Raw genomic sequence first — 19,695 nt, forward strand, 5'->3', positions numbered from 1 at the left:
CCGTCCGCGTGGCCGGACCCGGGGTATCCGCATGACGGATCCGGGTCGGCCGAACGCAAAAGCGTTCCAGCGAATCCAGTATCGCCACGCGATGCGACCGGTGTCTGTAGGTATTTCGGGGGACACGGCCATGCCCGCGCGGGGGTCAGCCGAAGCGTCCCCAGCCGAGATCGCGCCGCAGCGGGCGGCGAAGGTCGCGCTGCGACAGCTGCCACGCGGTGCGGCGGGCGCTGTCGTCGGCGACGGCCTCCGCGGCCTCGCCGACGTAGGCCTCGCTGACGACGGCGATGAGCGCCGCGAGCTCCTCCTCCGTGGCAGTGCCGCGGAGGACGTCGATCGTGACGCGGTCCGCCTGCGACCCGTCGTCCGCGATGCTCACAGCGGGATGTTCCCGTGCTTCTTGGGCGGCAGGCTCGCGCGCTTGCCGCGGAGGGCCCGCAGCGCCTTGGCGACCGACACGCGGGTGGCCGCGGGCTCAATGATGCCGTCGAGCTCGCCGCGCTCGGCGGCGAGGAACGGCGAGGCGACGTTGTAGGTGTACTCGTTCGCCAGGCGCGTGCGCACGGCGGCGACGTCTTCGCCCGCCTCCTCGGCCCGCTTGATCTCGCCGCGATACAGGATGTTGACCGCGCCCTGCCCGCCCATCACGGCGATCTCGGCGGTCGGCCACGCTAGGTTGATGTCTGCGCCCAGCTGCTTGGAGCCCATCACGATGTAGGCGCCGCCGTACGCCTTGCGCAGGATCACGGTGACCAGCGGCACGGTCGCCTCGGCGTACGCGTACAGCAGCTTCGCGCCGCGACGGATGACGCCCGTCCACTCCTGGTCGGTGCCGGGGAGGTAGCCGGGCACGTCGACGAGGGTGACGATCGGGATCGAGAACGCGTCGCAGAAGCGCACGAAGCGGCTGGCCTTCTCGCCGGCCTCGATGTTGAGGGTCCCCGCCATCTGCGACGGCTGGTTGGCGATGATGCCCACCGAGCGCCCCTCGATGCGGCCGAAGCCGATGACGATGTTCGGGGCGAACAGAGGCTGCACCTCGAGGAAGTCCTCCGCGTCGACGATGCCGCGGATGACCTGATGGATGTCGTACGGCTGGTTGGGCGAGTCGGGGATGATCGCGTTCAGCGCGCGGTCGGCATCCGTCGTCTCGAACTCGAATCCCGTCTCGTAGACCGGCAGCTCGGCCATGTTGTTGTCAGGGAGGAAGCCGAGCATGGTGCGGACGTAGTCGATCGCGTCGTCCTCGTCCTCGGCGAGATAGTGCGCGACGCCCGAGCGGGTGTTGTGCGTGTGCGCGCCGCCGAGCTCCTCCATGCCGACGTCCTCGCCGGTCACGGTCTTGATGACGTCGGGGCCGGTGACGAACATCTGGCTGGTCTTGTCGACCATGACGACGAAATCGGTGAGGGCGGGGGAGTAGACCGCACCGCCGGCGGCCGGGCCCATGATGATCGAGATCTGCGGGATGACGCCCGACGCCTGGGTATTGAGGCGGAAGATCTCGCCGTACTTGCCGAGGGCGACGACGCCCTCCTGGATGCGCGCACCGCCCGAATCGAGGATTCCGACGATCGGGATGCCGGAGCGCAGCGCGAACTCCATCACCTTGATGATCTTCTCGCCGGCGACCTCGCCGAGCGAGCCGCCGAAGGTCGAGAAGTCCTGCGAGTACACCGCCACCGTGCGACCGTGGATGGTGCCGACGCCCGACACGACGGAGTCGCCGTAGGGGCGGGACCGGTCCATGCCGAACGCGGTGGTGCGGTGGCGGACGTACTCGTCGAGCTCGACGAAGCTGCCGGTGTCGAGGAGCATGTCGATGCGCTCCCGCGCGGTGCCCTTGCCCTTCGCGTGCTGCTTCTGCTTGGCGACCTCCTCGGGATCGAGCACGGCCTCCTGGAAGCGGGCGCGGAGGTCGGCGATCTTGCCGGCGGTCGTCGAGAGGTCGGGCTGCTCGGTCACGGATTCCACCCTATCGGCGGGGTCGGCGCATCCGTTGGAGGGTCCGCACAAGGGGTCGCGGCATCCGCTGTGCACCTCACCGCACGGTCGCGGCGCGCGCCACTCACAGATCCTGATGGATGGCGGCATGAACGGCGTAGCGTGAGGATCATGACGTTCTCGTCCGACGGGTTCCCGCTCACCGCCGCCATCAGCCCGCGCGTCCAGGTCGTGGAGTCGACGGACTCGACCAACGCGGACGTGCTGCGCCACGTCGCGGAGGCGCCCGCGGACTGGCCGCACCTGTCCCTCCTCCTGACGAACGACCAGCGCGCGGGCCGCGGTCGCCTGGACCGCACGTGGGTGACGCCGCCGGGCACCGCCCTGGCCGTGTCGGTGCTCGTGGACGTCACCGGCCTGCCGGCCGCCGCGCGCGGCTGGATCCCGCTCATCGCCGGCGCCGCGATGACGCGGGCGATCGGCGCACAGCTGACCGGCAGCATCCACACCGCGACCCTCAAGTGGCCCAACGACGTGCTCCTGGACGGCCAGAAGGTGTGCGGCATCCTCGCCGAGGTCGTCCCCGGCCGTCCGGACGCCGTCGTGGTCGGAGCGGGCGTCAACACGCGGATGCCGCGCCCCGACCTGCCGGTGACCACGGCCACATCCTTCGCCGTGCACGGCCTCACGTGCGACGAGGACCGCCTGCTCGCCGACTACCTCGGCGCGCTGGACGAGCAGCTCAAGGCCCTGGTCGCGGCGGGCGGGGATGCGGGGGCGTCGGGGGTGCACGGCGAGGTCGAGGCACTGTGCGGCACCCTCGGTCACGACGTGGCCGTGTCGCTGCCCGACGGCCAGACGCTGTGGGGGCGAGGTCACCGCATCGACCCGGACGGGCGGCTCGTGATCGTCCAGGACGACGAGTACGAGAGCGTGGTCTCGGCGGGCGACGTGGTCCACGTCCGGACCCGGCCGTCGACCGCACCGGACTGAGCCGAACCGGCGGGTGCGCGCCGCGGTGTCGCGGCCACCGGTCACAATGGGAGCATGACGCAGCCGACGAGCTACGGCGGCAGGCCGCTCACCCCGGCCCCGGGCGCCCCCACGCCGGAGCTGCTCGTCGCGCGCTTCCGCCCCCACGCCCGCAGGCTGTTCTGGTCCGCGCTGGTGCTCATCGCCGTCGCAGCGGCCTGCGGATATCTTTACGGCAACCTCCCTGCCCCGTTCGAGGACTGGATGCTGCTGGGTGCCGGCGCCGCCATCGTCCTCCTCCTCGTGCTCCTGCCGTTCCTCGGCTGGTGGGCCCACGTCTACACGATCACGACCCGGCGGGTCATGGAGCGCCGTGGCGCCTTCGGCGTGAAGAAGCGGGAGCTCGCCCACGTGCGCGGCTACACGCTCACCGTGCGCCGGGGCGTCCTGCAGCGCCTGTGGGGTGCCGGCACGATCACTCTCGCGAACGGCGTCGACGAGCCCCTGCGCCTGGCCGACATCCCGAGCGTCGAGCTCGTGCACGAGGCGCTCGTCGACCAGGTCGAGGTCAACCAGATCCTGGCGCATCGCGACGCCCAGCCGCTTCCGCCGGGCCCGCCGCCCGCGGTCCCGCCACGGCCTCCCGCGCCGACCTCCTGACGCGCCGCCTCCCGCTCGCGGGTGCGGGATGATGGAGGAGGTCTGTCTGCAGTCGAGAGGGAGTGGCATGGCGCTGCGAGTCGGAGTCGTCGGGGGCGGGCAGCTGGCCCGCATGATGATCGCGCCGGCGGTCGAGCTCGGGGTCGAGCTGCGGGTGCTCGCCGAGGAGGAGGGCATGTCGGCCTCGCTCGCCGCGACCGCCGTCGGCGACTACCGCGACGCCGCCACGGTGCTGGCCTTCGCCCGGGACGTCGACGTGCTCACCTTCGACCACGAGCACGTGCCGCAGGAGGTGCTGGCGGCGCTGGTGGCCGAGGGCGTCGCCGTCCACCCTGGTCCCGACGCGCTGCGGTACGCGCAGGACAAGCTGTTGATGCGCGCACGCCTGCAGGAGCTGGGGATGCCGCAGCCGGACTGGGCGGCCGTCACGACCGCTGAGGAGCTCCAGGCCTTCATCGACGACCACGGCGGCCGGGCGGTCGTGAAGACGCCGCGCGGCGGGTACGACGGCAAGGGCGTGCGCGTCGTCTCGGCGGGCACGGAGGCTATGGACTGGTTCGCGACGCTCGCGGAGGACGCTCGGGGCGGCGCGCTGCTGGCGGAGGAGCTGGTCGAGTTCACGCGCGAGCTCGCCCAGCAGGTCGCCCGCCGTCCGTCGGGCGCCGTCCGGGCGTATCCGGTGGTCGAGACGGTCCAGCGCGACGGCGTCTGCGCCGAGGTGATCGCGCCCGCCCCGCACGCGGGGGACCGGCTGCAGCAGGTGGCGGCCCAGGTCGGCGTCGGAATCGCCGAGGGCCTGGGCGTCACCGGGATGCTGGCGGTGGAGCTCTTCGAGACCACGGACGAGCGGCTGCTCGTCAACGAGCTCGCGATGCGGCCGCACAACAGCGGGCACTGGAGCCAGGACGGCGCGGTGACCAGCCAGTTCGAGCAGCACCTGCGTGCGGTGCTGGACCTTCCGCTGGGCGACACCGATCCGCTGGCCGAGTGGGCGATGATGGTCAACATCCTCGGCGGCCCGGCGCAGGACGCTCTGGACGCGCGGTTCGCCGCGGCGATGGGCGAGCACCCGCAGGCGAAGGTGCACACCTACGGCAAGGCGCCCCGCCCCGGGCGCAAGGTCGGTCACGTCACCGTCGTGGGCGACGACCTGGACGACGTCGCGTACCAGGCGCGGGCCGCGGCATCCGTCTTCCTCGACTGAGCGCTCGAGCGGCTCCTGAGCTTGCCGACGGGGCCGCGCCGTTGCGGGGATCTTCCAGCCTCGCCCCCTACCCTTGACGAGTGACTGCGCCCCTTCACTCCTCCGAGGCGCCGCTGGTCGGCGTCGTCATGGGTTCCGACTCGGACTGGCGGGTCATGAGCGATGCCTCCCAGGCCCTCACCGACTTCGGGATCCCCCACGAGGTGGAGGTCGTCTCGGCGCACCGCACGCCCGACAAGCTCATGCGCTACGGGCGGGACGCCCGCTCGCGCGGCCTGAGGGTCATCATCGCGGGAGCGGGGGGCGCTGCCCACCTGCCGGGCATGCTGGCGTCGGTGACGGCGCTGCCCGTGATCGGGGTCCCGGTGCAGCTCGCGACGCTCGACGGCATGGACTCGCTGCTGAGCATCGTCCAGATGCCCGCAGGAATCCCGGTGGCCACGGTCTCGATCAACGGCGCCAAGAACGCCGGGCTCCTGGCCGCGCGCATCCTCGGAGTCGCCGACGATGCCGTGGCGGATCGCGTCGAGGCCTACGCCCGTGACCTGGAATCCCAGGTGGAGGAGAAGAACCGGCGGCTCAGGGAGTCGCTGTGAGCATCGCCAGTCCTCCGCGCACGGGCGCCAGGGCGGTGACGGCCGCGGTCGTGAACGAGCGTCCGCTGCGGTATCCCGACACCTCGTCCCGCGCCCTCATGACCCGGCGCGGGTGGTGGCTGGTCGGTCTCAACTTCCTCATCCCGGGCTCGGCGCAGGTGCTCGCGGGCAACCGGCGGCTCGGTCGCTTCGGGATCGCATCCACGCTCGTGCTGTGGGTGCTCGCGGTGGTGGGGGTGCTGTTCGCCCTGCTCGCGCCGACCGCGGGGCTGAGCCTGGTCACCAGCGCGTGGCTTCCGGACTGGCTCGGACTCCTCCGCCCGCTGCCGCTCCTCGTCGCGCAGGGCGTGCTCATCGCCTACGCCGCGCTGTGGATCGTGCTCACGATCGACACGCTGCGCCTCGTGCGGCTGGTCAGGACCGGGCGTGGCGCCCGCTTCGCGATCGCGACCGTGGCCGTGGGGCTGCTCGTCGTCGCCAGCGGCGCCGCCGCCTACGCATCCACGGCGGTCGGCACCGCCCGCAGCACGATCTCGACGATCTTCGGGGCGAGCGGTCCGACCGTGCCGCCGTCGGACGGGTACTACAACATCCTCCTGCTCGGCGCCGACAGCGGCGAGGGCCGCGACTCGATGCGGTTCGACAGCATCTCGGTCGTGTCGGTGAACGCTCAGACGGGGGCCACCACGATCACCGGCATCCCACGCGACATGCCGCATTTCCCGTTCTCGGAGGGACCGATGCGGGACCGCTATCCCGACGGCCACGAGGGCTTCTCCGACCCGTCGTGCGGGTGGGGGAGCGGCATCAACCAGCTGCGCACCGAGGTCGAGGTGTGCCAGGACGGCGCGGAGCTGTATCCGGATGCCGAGTCCAACGGATCGGCCCCCGGCATCGAGGCCACGAAGGACGCCGCCGAAGGCATCCTCGGCATCGAGATCCCCTATTACGTGTTCATCGACATGCACGGGTTCGCGTCCCTCGTCGACGCTCTCGGCGGCGTCGAGATCACCGTCGACGAGCGCCTGCCCAAGGGCGGCGGGCCGTCATACACCGGCCAGCCCGTCGAGGAGTGGGCGATCGGCTGGATCGAGCCCGGCACGCAGCGCATGGACGGCGACACCGCGCAGTGGTACGCCCGCTCCCGCTACACCACGAGCGACTTCGACCGCATGGAGCGCCAGCGGGAGCTGCAGGCGGCGATCCTCGCGCAGTTCACCCCGCAGGTGGTGCTGACCCGGTTCCAGGACGTCGCCGCGGCGGGTGCCGACATCGTGCAGACCGATCTGCCGCAGTCGCTCATCCCGACGCTCGTGGACCTGGCGATGAAGGCCAAGGAGCAGCCCGTGCAGACGCTCGAGCTGACGCCGGCCGGCGGGATCGACGAGTTCGACCCCGACTACGCCTATATCGCCGAGCTGATCCGGACGACGCTGCACCCGCCGACCGAGACGCCGGAGGGCTGAGCGGTGGTGGCGACCCTTCGCGTCATGCTGGACCAGCTCGTGGCGCCCAATGAGCCGCAGCTCGCCGAGGCATCGCTCGAGCTGGCGCGGGCTCTCGTCGTGGCCGCGCCCGACGGGTGCGAGGTGGAGGGCATCGGCCCCGCGGGCGGCGCGGACGACGCGTTCGCGGCGGTTCCGGGGCTGTCCGCCGTCCGGCGCAGCGCGCTGCCGCGTCGCGAGCTCGCCGGTGTGCTGCAGCTCGGGGTGGGCAGCGGCCTCGGCGGCGGCATGATCCACGCGCCGTCGCTGTTCGCGCCCCTCGTGCGGCACGACCGCGTCCACGACCACGACCAGACCGTCGTGACGATCTGGGATCTGCGGCCGTGGGAGGCGTCGTCCGAGCTGCCTCGCTCGGTCGTCGGGTGGCACCGGGCGATGCTCAAGCGCGCGGCCAAGCACGCCGACGCGGTCGTCGTGCCGACGCACTCGCTCGCCACGCGGCTGCTGGAGATCGCCCCTTCGCTGGCGAACAGGGTCCGGGTCATCGCCGGCGCCGCCCCGTCCCGATTCGCGGTGCCGACGGACGAGGTCGGTCGTCGTCGGGGGCTCGACCTGCCGGAAGGATTCGTGCTGATCGCCGGAGGCCCGCCCCCTTCGGAGAACCTCGCCACGGCGCTGGCAGCGGTGGCGGCATCCGGCATCGACCTCCCCGTCGTGGTCATCGACGTCGAAGAGGGGGACGAGCCGGCGGTCGCCGACATCGCCTCCGCCGCGGGCGTGCCCGAGCGCGCCGTGCATGTGCGGGGCGCGCTCGATCCCGCCGACCGCGCCGCCGTGTTCGGCGGGGCGGTCGCGCTCGTCGCGCCGTCGCGACGGGCCGCGTTCCCCTGGCGCGTGGTCGACGCGCTGCGGCTCGGTGTCCCGGTGATCGCCGCGGCCTCCGCCGTGCACGACGAGGTCGTGCTCGACGGGGGAGTGCTCGTCTCGGCGACCGACGCCTCCGAGCTGTCCGACGGCCTCGGTGCGGCGCTCGCGTCGGCGCTCGCGTCCACGGCACAGGCCGAGCGGCTCGGCGTGCTGGCCGGTGATCGCGGCCGCGCCTTCTCGTGGCGCGAGGCGGCGGACAAGGTGTGGCTCCTCCACGCCGAGCTGTAGACCGTCAGCGCGAGATGGGCGGCATGACGGGTTGAACGACCCGTCGCGCAGGCTTATGCTGAGCGCGGGGAGGCGTGTTGGGGAACACGCGATCTGGACACCGTGACTGGGAAGCGGTGTCTAAACGATTGTGCCTAGCGAGCAGTTGAGCTGCTCGATCCGCGACCGGCTTTCCGGTGGTAATCGCGATGCCCGCGTGCATCGCGACCGATCGGGTACAGCGAGGTCACAATGCACAGCAAGCGAACGCGGTCGATCGCGGCGACGGCGGCGGCGGCCGTCCTCCTGACGGTGGTGCTGGGGTACACCGTCCCGGCCATCGCGGAGGAGACGCCGCCGGTCGAGCCCACGACATCGACGCAGGCCGACACCGGCGGATCGACACAGGAGGTCGAACCGACGCCGACCCCCACGGTGGCTCCGACCGACGTGCCAGCGCCGGTCGTCACACCGGAGCCGACGATGGTTCCGGAACCGACTCTCACGCCGACGCCCACGCCGACGCCGACACCCACGCCCACGCCGACATGGACGGTGCCGGCCCCGGTGACGAGCAACCTGCCCACCATCGACATCACTTTGACGGATCCGGCGCGGTCGCTCACCTGGGTCCACAGCGACAAGGACAACAAGGCTCCGGCCACAATCAGCCTGACCGACCCCGCAGGGACCTATTCGATCGCTCCGCAGCCGGGCGGCGAGCTCAAGGGCCGCGGGAACTACACCTGGACCCTTGCGAAGAAGCCGTACCAGTTCAAGTTCGCGGCGTCGACGGACGTGCTCGGCATGGGGTCGGCCAAGACGTGGATCCTGCTGGCGAACCACGCCGACGCGTCGCTCATGCGCAACAAGCTGGCCTTCGACTTCGCCGACGCTCTGGGCCTCCCGTTCACCCCGGCCTCCCGGTGGGTGGACGTCCGGATCAACGGCGCGTACTACGGCAACTACCTGCTCACCGAGAAGGTGGAGGTCAAGAAGAACCGCGTGGAGTTCGCCGACTCGCGCGGCGTGCTGGTCGAGCTCGACAACAATTACGGCACGGCTGAGGACTACTACTTCCGCACCGGTACGACGGGGACGATCTTCACGCTGAAGGACGCGAAGTCCGAGGTTCCGGGTCTACCCGACGGCGTGGCGAAGAACACCCCGGGCTACCTGCCGGCCGACACGCAAGCGGGCTGGGAGGACGTCAAAAGGACGCTTAACGCCCTCGACGCCGCCCTCCATGCGCCGAAGCCCGATTGGAACGCGATCAGCGCCCTCATCGACGTCGAGTCGTTCGTGAAGTACTACTTCGTGTTCGAGACGACGGAGAACCCGGAGATTGTGGCATCCAGTGTCTTCTTCTACAAGGACGGACCCGGGGACAAGCTGCACGCCGGGCCGGTGTGGGACTTCGACAGCTCCCTGTTCAACTACGACAAGAGCGAAGACCTCGGGGCGGACCCGCTGTCGGACTATGTGGAGAACGCGGCGACGCTGCGCACGCCGAACCGCATCCCGCCGAGCAACCCCTGGTTCCAGGACATCTTCCGCAACCCGGCGTTCGTCAAGCGGGCGAACGAGCTCTGGCACGGCGAGATCGGCGCCGCTGCCGCCGCGCTCCCCGGCAAGATCGACGGATACTCCGCGGCCATCACTGCCTCGGCCGCGAACAACTTCACCAGGTGGAAGGTGCTGGGTCAGTCGACACTGCTGATCCCGGGTCAGGGCAAGACGTACGCCAGCACGTACGCCGGCGAGGTCTCGTACCTGCGAGGAAAGGTCGCCACACGCACCGGCTTCCTCGGCAAGGAGTACGGCGTGGTCCCGATCCTTCAGTACCGCGCACACGTGCAGAGCATCGGCTGGGATACCCGCATGAATTCCGGGCAGATCGTTGGCACTTTCGGCAAGTCCTTGAGGCTGGAGGCCATGTCGGTCGCGATCGTCGACGCGGCGGGCCAGTCCGGCGGGATCGAGGCGCGCAGCCACGTGCAGAACATCGGCTGGAGCGGATGGGGTTCGTCCTCAACCATGGGCACGGTGGGTCAGAGCCTGCGGCTGGAGGCCGTCGCATTCCGGCTCACCGGGTCCCTCGCGAGCCTGTACGACGTCCAGTACCGCGCCCACGTGCAGAACATCGGCTGGCAGAAGTGGGTGTCCAATGCGGCGGTCGCCGGCACGGAGGGGCAGGCGCTCCGCATCGAGGCGCTCCAGGTGCGTCTGGTGAAGAAGGCGGGCGCCACCCCGACGCCCACGCCGACCCCGACACCCACGCCCACCCCGACCCCGACGCCGACCGTAGCGCCCACGCCCACCCCGACGCCCACCACCACACCGCCGCAGAGCGACGCCTCGGCGTCATACCGCGCACACGTGGAGAGCATCGGGTGGATGGCGACCGTCAAGGACGGCGCCACCGCGGGCACCACGGGGAGATCGCTGCGCGTCGAAGCGCTCCGGCTCTCTGTCGGCGATGCCGTGTACACGGGTGGGATCCTGTGGCGCGGCCAGGTGCAGAACATCGGATGGCAGCAATGGACCACCGGCGGTGAGATCGGCACGACCGGCCGCGCGCTTCGACTCGAGGCGCTCGAGATCAAGCTGACGGGCGACCTGGCGGAACACTACTCGATCCGTTATCGTGCCCACGTGCAGAACGTCGGGTGGCAGAGCTGGCGGACCGACGGGCAGACCGCGGGCACGGTCGGTCAATCCCTGCGCATCGAGGCGGTTCAGATCGACCTGGTTCCCAAGGGATGAAGCGACGTCTGACCGGACCCGTCCGCCGACTCCCGGGTCGGCGGAGGGCGGGGACGGTCGGACTGGCGCTGCTCATCGGGCTGCTGACGGTGGGCTGCGTTCCGACCCCGAGCACGCCGGACGAGCAGCCGCAGCCCGACACCGGAACGCTCACAGGGCAGGGTGAACCCGGATCGCGGGCCGCGTCGTCGTGGGCGCTCATCACGGACTACGGCAACTGCGACGAGGGCGAGCAGCAGGTGGCCGCGATGGTCGCCGCCTGGAACCCGGCGATCGTCGCCACAGCAGGCGACAACACGCAGGGGGTCGCCGGCTGCGTTCCCTTCGCCCAATCCGTCGGAAATTACTACTCCGCCTTCGTGAGCGGTCCGGACGGTCCCCGCCTGTTCCCCGTGCCGGGCAACCACGACTACGAGAACGAGGGCGCCGGTCAGGCCGCCTACCTCGACTACTTCGCGTACCTCGGCGCGCTCGGCGGGGGCGGGCTCTGGTACCAGGCGGAGATCGGCGGCGCCAACCTCTTCATGCTGGACAGCGAACTGGACGACGCCGAGCTTGAGCGGCAGCGGTCCTGGCTGCAGCGGGCGCTGACCGAAGCTCGCCTGTCGGAGCCGCGGGACTGGAACATCGTCGTGTTCCACCGTCCGGTGTTCACGTCGGGCCCGCACGAGCCCAATCTGAGGATGCGGCCGGAGGCGGGCTGGGACTACGCGGAGTGGGGGGCGGATCTCGTCGTCGCGGGCCATCAGCACGTGTACGAGGAGCTGGAGGTCGACGGACTGCCGTATCTCGTCGCCGGGGTGGGAGCCAGCGACATCGCGCGGCAGTGTCCGGTGCCGCTCGTCGCAGAGAGCGGAGGCTGCGTCGAGGGCTTCGGCGCGCTGCGGGTCACCGCGACCGACTCTCGGCTCGTGCTGGACTACCGCGTCCCTGACGGCGGGCAGGGACGCAGCGTGGAACAGCTCGAGCTGAGCCGCGGCGGCTGACGATCATCGCCGCGGGCCCGGGCGTCGCGACGGGCGACGAGCGAGGGGCAAGACGTGGTCACGCGCGCATGAGCGCGACCGCCTGCTTGCTGTCGCCGTCGAACACGACCTTTCCGTCGCGAAGCAGGATGCCCCGCTGGCAGAGGTCGGAGACCATGTTGAGGTCGTGACTCACGACGACCAGGGTCTTGCCGGCTGCGTGCAGCTCGCGGATCCTCATGAGGCACTTCTTCTGGAACGGCTCGTCGCCGACCGAGAGGATCTCATCGATGAGGAGGATGTCGACCTCCGTGTGGATCGCGACAGAGAACGCCAGGCGCAGGAACATCCCGGACGAGTAGTGCTTGACCTCCGTGTCGATGAACTGCTCGATCTCGCTGAACGCGACGATGTCGTCGAAGCGCTCCTCTGTCTCCTTCTTGGTCATCCCGAGAATCGCTGCGTTGAGGTAGATGTTCTCGCGGCCGGAGAGATCGGGATGGAATCCCGCCCCCACCTCGATGAGGCCGGCGACCCGCCCGCGCGTCATGACGCTTCCGCTGTCGGGCCGGAGCACCCCGGAGATCATCTTCAGCGTCGTCGATTTCCCGGAGCCGTTGAACCCCAGCAGCGCCACGGCCTCGCCCTCGGCGATGTCGAACGAGACCCCGTCGAGCGCGTGGAAGTCTGTCGTCAGCGGTCGGCGCCGAACCGCGGCCAGAACCGTCTCCTTGATGGAGTGGGTGTGCCGCAGCTTGAAGTCCTTGTGCACGTCGCGGACGGTCACGCGCGGGAGCGTGCCGGCGAGCGTGTCAGAGGTCTTGTGCAAAGCGCCCCTCCAAACGGCGGAAGACGGTCTGGCCGATCACGAGCAGGACGGCGGACGTGCCGATCGCGATCGCGGTGTACATCCACATGCCGGGAATCATGGATGCCTGCCGGGGGTCGAGGGGGAACCAGATGCCGTAATGGAAGAGCTCGACGGCCACCGTGATGGGATTGAGGCGGTAGAGCACGAACAACCACTCCGGCACCGCATCCGCCACCATCTCCCACTGATACATCACCGGCGACGCCCACACGGCGCACATCACGATGATCTCGACGAAGCTCTGCGCGTCGCGGAATGTGACGTTCACGGCGCCGAAGAACAGCCCGAGACCGGTCGCGAGGGTCGCCACGATGATCAGTCCGAGGAAGATCGCTCCGATCTGCAGTGCGGTCGGCGCCCAGCCGAAGAAGAGGGCGATCACGATCACCACCACGATCTGCGGGAGAGTGTTCACAGCCGCGATCATCATGCTGGCCACCGGGAACATCTCTCGCGGGAGGTAGATCTTCTTGATCAGCGCAGCGTTGTCGACGAGCGATCGGGTCCCGTTGGAGAAGGCCTCGTTGAAGAACGTCACGATCGTGATGCCGGCGAGCAGATAGATCGGGAAGTAGTCCACTCGGCCGTTCATCCCGAGGAAGACGCCGATCGCCAGATAGAAGACGACGAACTGGACGAGCGGCTTGACGTAGGACCACATCCAGCCGAGCACCGACCCGCGGTAGCGGATCTGCACCTCCTTTCGCACGATGAGCGACAGCAGGTAGCGGCGACGGAACACGTCCAGCAGGCCGATGCTGCGTCCTGGCTCGTCGAGAGTCGCGAGCTCGGGTGCGGCGCGGGACATTGCCCTCCTCGGATGCTGTGACAGGCCCGGAATGGGGCCGATACATCCTAATGCGTGACGTCCTCACGGGTTGCTGTGAGGAGCCGCTGGTAGGCTCGGCGGGTTCCCGCGCCCCCCACGACGGGTTCCCGCGCCCCCACGACACAGACGAGAGACCGCCCGACAGTGACACTTCGCCAAGTGCTCGGCCAGCCGGCCCTCTTCCGATTGACCGACTCCAGCGAGATTCCGGATGACCTGTCACTGCGTGAGCGTCGCCTGCTCGTCGGCGCACTGAACTTCCACGCGCTCATGGCGCCGGAGCAGGAGCTCGTGGTGCACGAGTACGGCGGCGGCTGGGACTCCCTGCCCCGCACCTCCGACGACACGACGTTCTCGGGCATGTCGCGCGCGTTCCGGAAGCGCGAGTACTCGCTTCGCGCGGCCAGCGTCGTCTCGCCCGAGGAGTGGGCGCGCGTCGAAGCGGAGCGCGAGGCGCGCGAGCTCGTCGCGCAGCCCGTCCGCCACATCCACGTCTCCCGCGACGAGGTGCTGGACTTCGACCCGCCGCGGGACATCGAGCCGACACTCGTCCGGCGAACACTGAGAGCGATCCGGGCGCGGATGCCTCTCCTCTACGACGAGGCCCGCGACATAGAGCTTCTCCGTCATCGCGCGGCTCTGATCCGGCGCGCGCCCCGCCGCGACTTCGAAGCGGAATTCCTTCCCGGCGCCGCACACTCCGACTCGGCGATCATCCCGGCCGTGCAGCACCCCGCTGGCGCCGAACGGGCGGTCATCGTCGGTCTGCACTGGTTCGAGCTGGGCGGCGCGGAACGCTGGGCGTTCGAGAGCGTCCGTCTCATCCGCGAGGCCGGCCTGCTTCCGATCGTCCTGACGAACCGGGATTCCCACCAGCCGTGGATCACGCGACCGGAACTCGACGACGCGCTCATCATCCCGTTCTCCGAGGCGACCTCCAAGTCGCAGACGCCCGGCGTCGAGGAGCTCCTCCGCGCACTGCTGCGCACGTTCGACGTGCGCGGCGCGGTCGTCCACCACAATCAGTGGCTCTACGACCGCCTGCACTGGATCGCGCGGTCCCGTCCGGGTATCCCGATCGTCGACTCCACGCACGTCATCGAGTACCGGGGCGGCGGCTACCCACTGAGCAGCGCCCTCGTCGCCGACGTGATCACCACGCACCACGTCATCTCGCCCGCGCTCGAGCGATGGATGATCGACCGGCAGGGCATCGCACCGGATCGGGTGGTGATGGCGCCGCTCGGCGGGTTGACGGTCGACGCGCGGGAGGCGGAGTTCCGCGCTCGCGGCGATGAGCCGTTCACGGTGGCCTTCGTCGGTCGGATGGCGCGGCAGAAGGCGCCCGAGGTGTTCGTGGCGATGGCCAACCGTCTGCGCAAGCAGGGACGTGACTTCCGGTTCATCATGCACGGCGACGGTGAGATGGCCGGGTGGGTCGGCGACCTGCTCCGGGCGTACGGCCTCACGGATGTCGTGCGCAGGGACTCGACCGTTCCGGTCGAGACGACCCTCGACGAGGCGCACGTACTGGTGGTCACGTCGCACAACGAAGGCCTCACGCTGACCACGCTCGAAGCGATCACCCACGGGGTCCCGGTGGTCTCCACCGACGTCGGCGCGCAGTCGGACATCATCCCTGCGTCCGGACTCGTCCCCAAGAACGTCCACCGGGCGGTGCGGACGGCGGCGGAGCGCGTCGCGGTGCTCGCCGACGATGAGGCGCGCCGGCGAGAACTCTGGCGCGCGGAACGCGAAGCCGAGCAGAGGCTGCTGTCGCACCCGTCCGCGAGCGAATGGTTCACGAAGGAGATCAAGACGTGGTGACGGTCGCAGCGGTCGTGGTGACGTTCAACCGGCTCGAGAAGCTCAAGACGGTCATCGCCTCCCTCGAGGCGCAGACGATGCCCGTCGCGCAGCTGATCGTGGTGGACAACGCCTCCACGGACGGCACGGGGGACTACCTCGCCCGACTTGAGACGCGAGCGCCGTTGACCGTCGTGTCGATGGCCGAGAACAGCGGAGGAGCCGGCGGGTTCGCCGAGGGTATGCTCCGCGGATACGTGGGCGGGGCCGACCACGTCTGGATCATGGACGACGACTGCTACCCCCAGCCCACCGCCCTCGAGACACTGGTCCGCGGATTCGACGAAGCGGTCTCGGAGCTGGGCGGCGACGTGCCGTTCGCCTGTTCCGTCGTGCAGTTCACCGACGGCAGCATCTGCGAGATGAACAACCCCGTGCCCACCTGGGACTGGGGCCGGCTCCTGGTCAAGGCGCAGCGCAACGTGATGGTGACGGCCTGCTCGTTCGTGTCCGTCCTGATCCCGCGATGGGCCATCGCACAGTACGGGCTGCCCTATCGCGACTACTTCATCTGGTTCGATGACCGCGAGTACACCCTGCGCCTCACGCGCCGGTGCCCGGGCGTGCAGGTGCTCGACAGCGTGGTGGTCCACGACATGGGCGAGAACCGCGGGGTGAACTTCGGGATGGTCGACCGCAAGAGCCTCTGGAAGTTCGCCTACGGCGTCCGCAACGAGGCGTCGTACCAGCTGCACCACCGCGGACTGCTGTACTTCCTGGAGTTCGGGGCTCGGCTCGCCGTCAGTCTCCACCGCGGGCGCGTCGCGCTTCCGCTGCGGGCCCGGCTGCTCGGCCGCTGGCTCGCCGGGGTGACGTTCAACCCGAAGGTGGAGTACCCGCGACAGGCCGACGCGTGAGCTGGCTGAGCCTCACGCCGACCGCCGCCGTCACCCTCCTGGTCCTCGCCGTGCCCGGCGGGCTCACCGCCTGGCTGCTCGGGTTCCGCGGTCTCCGCTTGGCAGCGGCCGCCCCGGGCATCTCGGTCGCCATCATCGCCGTCGCCGCCCTGGTCTCGCCGATGGTGGGGAGCGGCTGGGGTCCGGTACCGGTGATCGCCCTCACTGTGATCGCCGCGGCGTCGGCGTACGCATGGTCGAGGTGGGCAGGAACGCCCGCGCACTCCGCGAGACGACCGGACCGCTCCCGCTGGTGGGTGACGGCGGTCGCGTTCGCGATCCCAGCCGCGGTCATCACCCACCTGCTGGTCCGCAGCATCGGCGACCCCGAGTACCTGTCCCAGCGGTACGACAACTTCTTCCACCTCAACGCGGTGCAGTACGTCATCGACACCGCGAACGCGTCACCGCTGTGGATCGGCTCGATGACCTCGCCCGAGGGCCTGCCCTTCTACCCGTCGGGCTGGCACGCCGTCGTCTCGCTCATCGTCATGCTCACCGGTGCGTCCGTCGTCGCCGCGACCAACGCGGCGGTGTTCGCGATCGCTGCGGCTGTGTGGCCGCTCGGTGCGCTGTTCCTCGCCCGGACGCTCCTCGGGCGGAGCCGCATCACGACCGTGTCCGCGGGCGTGCTCAGCGCGGCCTTCCCCGCGTTCCCGTATCTGCCGCTGCACTACGGCGTGCTGTATCCCCTCTTCCTCGGGCTCTCCATCGTGCCGGCCGCGCTCGCCTTCGCGTACCTGGCGCTGCGGCCGGGGCGGGTTCCCCGCCGGCAGGACGCCGTGCTCCTCGTCGTGCTGCTCGTGCCGGGCCTCGGAGTGGCCCACCCCGGTGCGCTCCTCGCCCTGCTCGCCCTGAGCGTGCCGATCGTGCTCGCCTTCGCCCTGGGGCGGCTCGGCCGCGCCCGGCGGCCGATGATCCGCGCCGCATGGGTCGGCGGGATCCTCGCCTACGCGGTCATCGGCTGCGTCATCCTGATCGCCGTGCGACCCCCGGCGAGTCAGATCTACTGGCCGGTCCTCGGCACGCTGCCGGCGGCGATCGGAGAGGTCGTCAGCGCCTCCGTCTACCAGTATCCCGCCGCGCCTGTGGTGGCGGTGCTGTCGCTCGTCGGGGTTTACTCGGCGATCCGGCGCCCGACCTACGCCCGGTGGATCGTGCTGTCCATCGCGCTGATCGGCGGTGTGCTGTACGTGATCGTCGCGGGGTCGACGAGCGAGACGCTCCGCATGTGGCTCACGGCCCCCTGGTACAACAACGCACCGCGGCTCGCCTCGGTCTGGGCCATCGGAGCCCTTCCGCTCGCCGCGCTCGGAGGGGCGGTGCTGGTGCGCTTCCTCACCGCACGCCTGCCTGCCCGGGGCCGTCGACTCGTGGGGACCGGCGCGTCGGTGGTCGTCTTCGGGATCGTCCTGACACTGCTGAGCCAGGGGCCGGCGATGCGGCAGGCGGCCGCGGACATCGAGTTCACCTACCAGCTGCGCCCGGGTGGCCCGATCCTCAGCCCCGACGAGTACAAGCTCATGCGCGAGCTGGACGACTACGTTCCCGAGGATGCCGTCATCGCAGCCAACCCGTGGACGGGCGCCTCATTCGCATACGGCATCTCGGGTCGCGCCGTGCTCATGCCCCACCTCCTCATGGACGAGACCGCGGCGGCGCGCGTGATCAACACCGGCTTGGACACCGACGGCGACTCGCCCGAGATGTGCGAGGCGCTCGAGGAGACCGGCGTCCGATTCGTCCTGGATTTCGGCGGAGGGGACTTCCAGGAGCACGACGGCGACTACTCCGGCCTCGACCATCTGGAGAGATCGGATGACGTGGAGCTCGTCGTGAGCGAAGGTGACGCTCGGCTGTATCGCGTCGTCTCGTGCGGGCTCCGGCGATGAGCACGCTCGAGATCGCCATCCCGTACTGGGGAGATCCCGCGCTGCTGCTGCGCGCCGTCGCGAGCGTGCAGGGCCAGTCCGACCCGAACTGGCGACTCACGGTCGTCGACGACTGCTATCCGGACCTGACCGTCCAGCGAGCCGTGCAGGCAATCACCGATCCCCGCGTGCGATACGTGAGGAACGAGGCGAACCTGGGGATCAGCGGGAACTTCCAGCGCTGCATAGATCTCGCCGAGCACCCGTTCGTGACGATCATGGGCGCCGACGACGTGCTGCTGCCGTCATACGTCGAGGTGGTGCGCCAGGCGCTGGCGTCGGCCCCTGACGTCGACATCGTGCAGCCCGGCGTCCAGGTCGTCGATGCACGCGGCGAGGCTCGCACGCCGCTCGTCGATCGCGTCAAGGACGCTCTCGCGCCGCCTCGGTCGAAGCGGACCGTGCTGCACGGTGAGGAGCTGGCCGCGAGTCTGCTGCGGGGCAACTGGCTGTACTGGCCTTCTCTCGCCTTCCGGGCGGAGACGCTCCGCCGGCACCCCTTCCGCGAGGATCTCGCGGTCATCCAGGATCTCGCGGTGCTCATCGAGATCGCCATGGATGGGGGAAGCCTGCTCTACGATCCTTCCCCGGCGTTCCTGTACCGGCGCCATGACGCGAGTGCCTCGCAGACCGCGCTGCTGGACGGCACGCGGTTCCGCGACGAGCGGCGCTTCTACGCCGAGGCCCGGAAGGCCGCTTCGGTGATGGGCTGGCGAAGGGCTCGACGCGCCGCCGCCCTGCGGCTGATGTCGCGCCTGCACGCGATCACGGAGCTGCCGGCGGCCGCTCTGCGGGGGAACGGCTCAGCCCTGGCGGCGTGCGCCGCGCACATCTTTGCCCCGTGAGCGCGCCCGTCGCAGGCGACGGCCGGCTTCGAGCACGAGTCGCAGCAGCATCACTCTGGCCTTCAGCACGGTGATCAGGCCCCGGGGGCGCGACGGCGAGGTGTTGCCGTCGTGGAACCGGCGGCGGATCGTGGCGTCCTCGACGTGACCCATGGCGTGCGCGCGGTTGCCGAGGATCGCGAGCCACAGATCGTGCGACTCGGTGAGGTAGGAGGGGAAGGGCAGCGCGATCGAGCGGAAGTCCGCCCGCACCGCCATCGCGCACCCGTAGTACGGGGCGACGCCCGCGAGGATCCGGAGGATGTTGCGGGCGGACTGGCCGGACGTGGCGGCGCTGAGCCGCCACGGTCTCCGAGTGACGGGGTTCGACAGCGGGGCACCGCTGCCGAGGACGACGAGGTTCGACGCGCACACCTGCGCCCCCGAGAGTCCGGCCACCAGGGCGGCACGTCGGCCCGGCTCCCACACGTCGTCCTGGTCCGCGAGCAGGAGCACGTCGCCCCGAGCCTCGGACAAAGCTCGCTCGAACGTGCGGACGTATCCCCGGTTGACGGGCTGCCGGATGAGCCGGATCCGATCGTCCGCGAGCGACTCCACCACCTCCGCGGTGGTGTCACGGCTGGCGTCGTCGACGACGACCACTTCGTCCTGCGGCTCGAGCTCCGACACGATGGACTGCAGCTGCTCGGCGACGAAGCGCGCGCCGTTGTACGTCGCCATGCAGACGCTGACCTTCATACACTCCCTCTCGGCGGCAGAACGGGCTGCGGG

At 70.2% G+C, this 19,695-nt stretch carries 17 protein-coding genes; 12 read left to right on the plus strand and 5 right to left on the minus strand.

Features of this window, described 5'->3' with window-relative positions; genetic code table 11:
• Positions 1–145: 145 nt before the first annotated feature.
• Entirely contained in the window at positions 146–379 is a 234-nt protein-coding gene (locus ACWGUG_RS15705; protein ID WP_336398429.1) for an acyl-CoA carboxylase subunit epsilon, read from the minus strand.
• The gene (locus tag ACWGUG_RS15710) at positions 376–1,965 is read right to left on the minus strand and encodes an acyl-CoA carboxylase subunit beta (protein WP_378882441.1); all 1,590 of its coding nucleotides are present in this window, start codon (positions 1,963–1,965) and stop codon (positions 376–378) included. The genes ACWGUG_RS15705 and ACWGUG_RS15710 overlap by 4 nt, the downstream gene beginning before the upstream one ends.
• A 150-nt stretch (positions 1,966–2,115) precedes the next feature.
• Between ACWGUG_RS15710 and ACWGUG_RS15715 the strand changes: the two genes are divergently transcribed.
• From ACWGUG_RS15715 to ACWGUG_RS15750, 8 genes are all read left to right on the plus strand, one after another.
• A complete protein-coding gene (locus tag ACWGUG_RS15715; protein ID WP_452325232.1) occupies positions 2,116–2,937 on the plus strand; it encodes a biotin--[acetyl-CoA-carboxylase] ligase in 822 nt (273 codons plus the stop codon).
• A 54-nt stretch (positions 2,938–2,991) separates the two neighbouring features.
• Positions 2,992–3,576: a PH domain-containing protein gene (locus tag ACWGUG_RS15720; RefSeq protein WP_336398433.1), complete on the plus strand. Its 585-nt coding sequence runs from the start codon at positions 2,992–2,994 to the stop codon at positions 3,574–3,576.
• Positions 3,577–3,643: 67 nt separating this feature from the next.
• Positions 3,644–4,780, plus strand: a complete 1,137-nt coding sequence (locus ACWGUG_RS15725) for a 5-(carboxyamino)imidazole ribonucleotide synthase (protein ID WP_378882450.1) — start codon at positions 3,644–3,646, stop codon at positions 4,778–4,780.
• A gap of 128 nt (positions 4,781–4,908) precedes the next feature.
• Positions 4,909–5,376 carry a 5-(carboxyamino)imidazole ribonucleotide mutase gene (purE, locus tag ACWGUG_RS15730; protein WP_378882811.1) on the plus strand — a complete coding sequence of 156 codons (468 nt, stop codon included), beginning with the start codon at positions 4,909–4,911 and terminating at the stop codon, positions 5,374–5,376.
• Positions 5,373–6,842, plus strand: a complete 1,470-nt coding sequence (locus tag ACWGUG_RS15735) for an LCP family protein (RefSeq protein ID WP_452325233.1) — start codon at positions 5,373–5,375, stop codon at positions 6,840–6,842. The genes purE and ACWGUG_RS15735 overlap by 4 nt, the downstream gene beginning before the upstream one ends.
• 3 nt (positions 6,843–6,845) lie before the next feature.
• A complete protein-coding gene (locus ACWGUG_RS15740; protein ID WP_452325234.1) occupies positions 6,846–7,976 on the plus strand; it encodes a glycosyltransferase in 1,131 nt (376 codons plus the stop codon).
• A 231-nt stretch (positions 7,977–8,207) separates the two neighbouring features.
• Positions 8,208–10,721: a CotH kinase family protein gene (locus ACWGUG_RS15745; protein ID WP_452325235.1), complete on the plus strand. Its 2,514-nt coding sequence runs from the start codon at positions 8,208–8,210 to the stop codon at positions 10,719–10,721.
• A complete protein-coding gene (locus ACWGUG_RS15750) occupies positions 10,718–11,707 on the plus strand; it encodes a metallophosphoesterase family protein (RefSeq protein WP_452325236.1) in 990 nt (329 codons plus the stop codon). The genes ACWGUG_RS15745 and ACWGUG_RS15750 overlap by 4 nt, the downstream gene beginning before the upstream one ends.
• 58 nt (positions 11,708–11,765) lie before the next feature.
• Here the strand turns inward: ACWGUG_RS15750 and ACWGUG_RS15755 are convergent, their stop codons facing one another.
• Positions 11,766–12,515 (minus strand): ABC transporter ATP-binding protein, encoded by a 750-nt coding sequence (locus ACWGUG_RS15755; RefSeq protein ID WP_452325237.1) that lies wholly within the window; start codon positions 12,513–12,515, stop codon positions 11,766–11,768.
• Positions 12,499–13,365: an ABC transporter permease gene (locus tag ACWGUG_RS15760; protein WP_452325238.1), complete on the minus strand. Its 867-nt coding sequence runs from the start codon at positions 13,363–13,365 to the stop codon at positions 12,499–12,501. The genes ACWGUG_RS15755 and ACWGUG_RS15760 overlap by 17 nt, the downstream gene beginning before the upstream one ends.
• 180 nt (positions 13,366–13,545) lie before the next feature.
• Between ACWGUG_RS15760 and ACWGUG_RS15765 the strand changes: the two genes are divergently transcribed.
• Genes ACWGUG_RS15765 through ACWGUG_RS15780 form a run of 4 tightly spaced genes read left to right on the plus strand, consistent with a single transcriptional unit; the run spans position 13,546 to position 18,924 of the window.
• A complete protein-coding gene (locus tag ACWGUG_RS15765) occupies positions 13,546–15,213 on the plus strand; it encodes a glycosyltransferase (protein ID WP_452325239.1) in 1,668 nt (555 codons plus the stop codon).
• Positions 15,207–16,109 carry a glycosyltransferase family 2 protein gene (locus ACWGUG_RS15770; protein ID WP_452325240.1) on the plus strand — a complete coding sequence of 301 codons (903 nt, stop codon included), beginning with the start codon at positions 15,207–15,209 and terminating at the stop codon, positions 16,107–16,109. The genes ACWGUG_RS15765 and ACWGUG_RS15770 overlap by 7 nt, the downstream gene beginning before the upstream one ends.
• A complete protein-coding gene (locus ACWGUG_RS15775) occupies positions 16,106–18,040 on the plus strand; it encodes a DUF6541 family protein (RefSeq protein ID WP_452325241.1) in 1,935 nt (644 codons plus the stop codon). Before ACWGUG_RS15770 ends, ACWGUG_RS15775 begins: the two co-directional genes overlap by 4 nt.
• Complete coding sequence (locus tag ACWGUG_RS15780) at positions 18,037–18,924, plus strand: glycosyltransferase family 2 protein (RefSeq protein ID WP_452325242.1); 888 nt, start codon at positions 18,037–18,039, stop codon at positions 18,922–18,924. Before ACWGUG_RS15775 ends, ACWGUG_RS15780 begins: the two co-directional genes overlap by 4 nt.
• Here ACWGUG_RS15780 and ACWGUG_RS15785 read toward each other — a convergent pair.
• Complete coding sequence (locus ACWGUG_RS15785) at positions 18,883–19,662, minus strand: glycosyltransferase (RefSeq protein WP_452325243.1); 780 nt, start codon at positions 19,660–19,662, stop codon at positions 18,883–18,885. The genes ACWGUG_RS15780 and ACWGUG_RS15785 overlap by 42 nt on opposite strands.
• Positions 19,663–19,695: the final 33 nt, after the last annotated feature.

The sequence above is a fragment of the Microbacterium sp. NPDC055455 genome (genome assembly GCF_053619935.1).